The following is a 4,673-nucleotide window of genomic DNA, read 5'->3' as shown; positions in this document are numbered from 1 at the left end:
ATGTCGTTCGCGCTGCCGCTGGCGGTGTGGAACCTGACCACGTTCTTCCGGCAGATGCCGGACGAGTTGGAGCACGCCGCAATGATCGACGGCTGCACCCGCGGCCAGGCCTTCCGTAAGATCATCATTCCCCTGGCGGCACCGGGCATCTTCACCACGGCGATCATCACCTTCATCGCCGCCTGGAACGAGTTCCTCATCGCCCTGTCGATGACGAACAAACCTGTCATGCAGACGGCACCGGTCGCCATCTCCAAGTTCTCCGGCGCCACCCAGTTCGAGACCCCGTTCGGCAGCCAGATGGCCGCGGGCGTCCTGGTCACCGTCCCTCTGGTGGTCATGGTGCTGCTCTTCCAGCGCCGCATCGTCGCCGGACTCACCGCCGGCGCAGCGAAGTAGACACCGGGCTCCACGCCGTCCGCCTTCATCCTCCAAGGAGTAACGCAGCAGTATGTCCGTTACCGCACCGTGGTGGCGCAGCGCCGTCATCTACCAGGTCTACATCCGCAGTTTCGCCGACGGGAACGGTGACGGCATCGGTGACATCGCCGGCATCCGCTCCCGCCTGCCCTACCTCAAGTCCCTCGGCGTCGACGCCATCTGGATCAACCCGTGGTACAAGTCGCCGATGGCGGACCACGGTTACGACGTGGCCGACTACCGCCAGATCGACCCGCTGTTCGGCACCCTGGCCGAGGCCGAGCAGCTCATCGAGGAGGCGCACCGGCACGGAATCCGCGTCATCCCCGACATCGTGCCCAACCACACATCCGACCAGCACGCATGGTTCCAGGCGGCTCTGGCCGCCGGACCGGGCAGTCCCGAGCGGGAGCGCTACGTCTTCCGGCCCGGCCGGGGACCCGACGGCGCCGAACCGCCCAACGACTGGGTTTCGTGCTTCGGCGGCCCGGCCTGGACCCGGCTGCCCGACGGGGACTGGTACCTGCACCTGTTCGCCCCCGAGCAGCCGGACCTCAACTGGGAACACCCCGAGGTGAGGGCCGAGTTCGAGTCGGTACTGCGGTTCTGGTTCAGCCGGGGCGTCGACGGGTTCCGCATCGACGTCGCCCACGGACTCGTCAAGGACCCCGAACTGCCCGACCTGCCGGCCCGGCTGGGTCCGCTCGTCTCCCGCGACCCCGCGCAGGAGCAGCCCCGGCAGCACGTCGATCACCCCCACTGGGACCGCGATGAGGTGCACGACATCTACCGCGCCTGGCGCAAGGTGGCCGACGAGTTCCCCGGCGACCGGTCCTTCGTCGCCGAGGCCTGGGCGGACACCCCCGAGCGGCTCGCCGCCTACGTCCGCCAGGACGGCCTGCACACCGCGTTCAACTTCGATTTCCTGATGTCGAGCTGGAACGCGAAGGACCTGCGCGCGGTCATCGACGACTCCCTTGGCATGCTCGGCGCGGTGGGCGCACCGGCCACCTGGGTGCTGTCCAACCACGACGTCATGCGCCACCCCAGCCGCTACGGCCGCAAGACGGTCAAGCGGTGGCTGGCCAACGAGCCCTACCGGCCCGAAGGCCCTCTCGACCTGGAACTCGGCACCCGGCGCGCCCGCGCCGCCGCCCTGCTGATGCTCGCCCTGCCCGGCGGCGCCTACATCTATCAGGGCGAGGAGCTCGGCCTGCCCGAGGTCGAGGACCTGCCCCAGGCGGTGCTGCAGGACCCGATCTGGGAGCGGTCCGGTCACTCCGACCGCGGGCGCGACGGCTGCCGGGTGCCAATTCCCTGGACCGGGCAGATCGCTCCGTTCGGATTCAGCCCCGAGGACGCCTCCGCCGCTCCCTGGCTGCCGCAGCCGGCGGGCTGGGGCGAGCGGAGCGTGGAGGCACAGACCGGGGACGAGACGTCCATGCTGGAGCTGTACCGCACGGCCCTGCGCCTGCGCCGCGAACACCCGGCTCTCGGCGACGGCAGCCTGACCTGGTTGGACGCCCCAACCGGAGTCCTCGCCTTCCGGCGTGAACCCGGCTTCGTCGGCGTGGTCAACCTGGCATCCACGCCCTACCGGCTCCCCGACCACACCTCGATCCTGCTGGCCAGCGGCACCGTGGAGGACGGGCTGCTCGCACCTGACGAGGCGGTCTGGCTCTCCGTGTAGCCGTCCACCTGTCCGCCAGGGCCTGTCCGGTGTTCTCCCCGCTGACCGGACGGGCCCTGGCCCGTTCTGGCGGTGCTGGAGGCAATGGCAGAGCCGGCCGATCCTGCGGTTGAAGCAGTGCCACGAAGTTGACGCCGCGGCCCTTGGGTCAAGGACGGGTCTGTGCACCAAGGGCAGAAGCTGCAACAGATCCGATCGACACCCTCGGTGCCCAGGACCGGCAGTCTGCGGCACCCCAGTCCCACCCGCCGGCCGACACGTTGCCTCATGCACTGGGGGCGCGGCCTGGACACGCGATGCGGCAGACTCGCCATCGCGTACAGCTCGCTCTCCGCCTCACGGTCATCCTTGCACGGACACGAGCTGACCGAGTGACAGAACCTTGGTCAGGGGTCCGGAGACGGGCCGGTGCGGTGCCGCACGTCCGGACGCGAGGGGAGGAGCCCGGCCGTTCACCGGCTGGAAGGCTCAGCGCGGCTGCCGTGCGGGCACCAGCCGGAGGACGTCGGCGAGGCCGCGTTCGCCGGTGCGGTTCTCGGCGGGCAGGATGTAGGTCCGCAGGCCGCAGGCGGTCGCACCGCCGTCACGGACGGGGTTGTCGCCCACCATGAGTGTGGCGCGGGGCTCGGTACCGAGGTCGGCGCACGCCTTCAAGAACAGGTGTGGATCGGGTTTCTCGCGGCCCTGTTCGTAGGAGATGACGCAGCTGTCGACCAGGGTGTCCATCCCCTGGTGGACGAGGTGGGTGCGCAGGTCCCAGGCGAAGTCGCTGACGATGGCGACGCGCAGGCCGCGCGAGCGGAGCGCACGCAGGGTGGGCCCGGTGTCGGGGTACGGGGTCCAGGCGTCCGGGGCGGTGAGTTCCCGGTAGGCCGCGTCTTCGACGCCGCGCAGGAAGTCCACGTGTCTCCACCATCCGCGCATGGCCTGCCGGTGCCGCTCGGGAGACAGGTCGCGCCCCTGCTGCAGTGCGACGACCGACGGCAGCCGGAAGGCGGTGCGCAGCTGACGGGAGATCTCGGCCTCGGCGCCGGGTTCGGCGAGCAGGGCGAGCCGGCCGGACGCGCGGCCCACTCGGCGCAGCCATGTCTCCAGGGAGATCATCTGGAAGAGCGTGTTGCTGAAGTCGAAGAGCACGGCCTGCACGTGGGGCACTGCCGCGGCCATCTCGGCGTCGCTGGGGCGATAGGCACTGGGCGTTTCGAACAGTGTCCGCATCACGAGGTGGGCTGCTCTTCGGGGGCGACCGTCTCCACGGGCACTCCCAGGTCACGGATGGCGGCGAGTTCGGCCTCGGGAGTGCGGGTGTCGGTGATGACCGCCTGGTAGTCGGCCACGGTGCCGTAGGCGTACGTGGCGGTCTTGCCGAACTTCGAATGGTCCGCCAGGAGCAGGGCTTCCTGGGCGGAGGCGAGCATGGCCAGCTTGACCTCGACGTAGTCGGTCATGGGATGGAAGAGCCGGCCCTCCAGGATCGCGGTGGCGGACATCAGCGCGAGATCGGCGTGGATCTGGGACAGCGCGCGGGTCACCGCGGGACCGGTACAGGAGTTGAAGTCACCGCGGTAGCGCCCGCCCAGAAGGGTGATGTTCACCCTGGACTCGGATCCGAGGCGCTGTGCCAGCCCGACCGAGTTGGTGACGACGTGCAGCTCTTCCAACCGGGCCAGCACGGGGACCAGCGGGAACAGGGTGGTGGAGTCGTCCATGAGGACCGTGGTGCCCGGCTTGATCCGGTCGGCGACGGCCGCGCACATGGCGTTCTTGGCCAGGAGGGCACTGCTCTCCCGGAAGCGGGTGGCCATCTCCATGGTGAGGGCGGGGAAGGCGACGGCCCGGCCGCGCTCCTTGCGCAGGAGATGACGTCCGGCGAGGTCGTCCAGGTCCCGGTGCATCGTCATCAGGCTCACGCCGAAGTGCTCGGCGAGGTCGTCGATGCGGGTCTCGCCGTGCTCGGCGACGTAACGCAGGACGGCCTTGCGCCGCTCCTCGACGACGGCATGCGACGATCGCGTGCGGGCGGCCACGGCGCCCCTCCTTCCCTTCGGTCGTGCTCGTTCGGCGGCGGGGAACGGTAACCATCCCTCACGCACGCCTGCGCTTGCGGCGTTGTCGACGCGAGGGGCGGTCGCTGACGCCGGGCTCGCAGTTTCGCACATGGGCCCGGAACGGTCCGGCCTTCGCCCCCCGGCCCCGTGACGAGCGGGCCGGGGCAGGCCGAGGGCCCTCTGCCGGGGCACGGCTACCGGCCGTCCACGGTGACCAGGACCTTGACGTGCTCAGGATCGAGGGAGGCGGAGAAGGCCGCGGCGGCCTCCTCCAGCGGGTAGCTGGCGGTGACGATCTCGGCGGTGTCGAAGGCGCCCGAGGCGATGAGGGACAGGGCGACCCGATAGTCGTCGCTGGTGTACATGAGGGTGCCCTCGATGCGGATCTCCCGGTCCTGGACCAGGTCGAGGCGGACCGGCGTGGTACCGGCGGCCCCCACGCCCACGACGACGACATGGCCGCCCTTCGCGACCAGTTCGGTGGCCTGGGCCATGGACTGCTCCCGGGCGACGCA

General features: G+C 70.2%; 5 protein-coding genes. 2 read left to right on the top strand and 3 right to left on the bottom strand.

All coding sequences use genetic code 11. The features are described from left to right. Positions 1–399, top strand: a 399-nt coding sequence (locus tag ACWC5O_RS45040; RefSeq protein ID WP_450781338.1) for a carbohydrate ABC transporter permease, incomplete at its 5' end; no start/stop codon positions are given. Positions 400–451: 52 nt separating this feature from the next. Next, a complete protein-coding gene (locus tag ACWC5O_RS45035) occupies positions 452–2,110 on the top strand; it encodes a glycoside hydrolase family 13 protein (RefSeq protein ID WP_450781336.1) in 1,659 nt (552 codons plus the stop codon). 468 nt (positions 2,111–2,578) lie between these two features. On the opposite strand, the gene ACWC5O_RS45030 is transcribed toward ACWC5O_RS45035, so the two are convergent. The 3 genes from ACWC5O_RS45030 to ACWC5O_RS45020 all read right to left on the bottom strand — a co-directional run. Beyond that, complete coding sequence (locus ACWC5O_RS45030; protein ID WP_450781334.1) at positions 2,579–3,277, bottom strand: HAD-IA family hydrolase; 699 nt, start codon at positions 3,275–3,277, stop codon at positions 2,579–2,581. A 50-nt stretch (positions 3,278–3,327) separates the two neighbouring features. After that, positions 3,328–4,137 (bottom strand): DeoR/GlpR family DNA-binding transcription regulator, encoded by an 810-nt coding sequence (locus tag ACWC5O_RS45025; protein ID WP_450781332.1) that lies wholly within the window; start codon positions 4,135–4,137, stop codon positions 3,328–3,330. Between the two features lie 215 nt (positions 4,138–4,352). After that, positions 4,353–4,673, bottom strand: a 321-nt coding sequence (locus ACWC5O_RS45020; protein WP_450781330.1) for a zinc-binding dehydrogenase, incomplete at its 5' end; no start/stop codon positions are given.

It is taken from the genome of Streptomyces sp. NPDC001450 (genome assembly GCF_053597295.1).
This window is presented reverse-complemented; position numbering and strand designations above follow the sequence as displayed.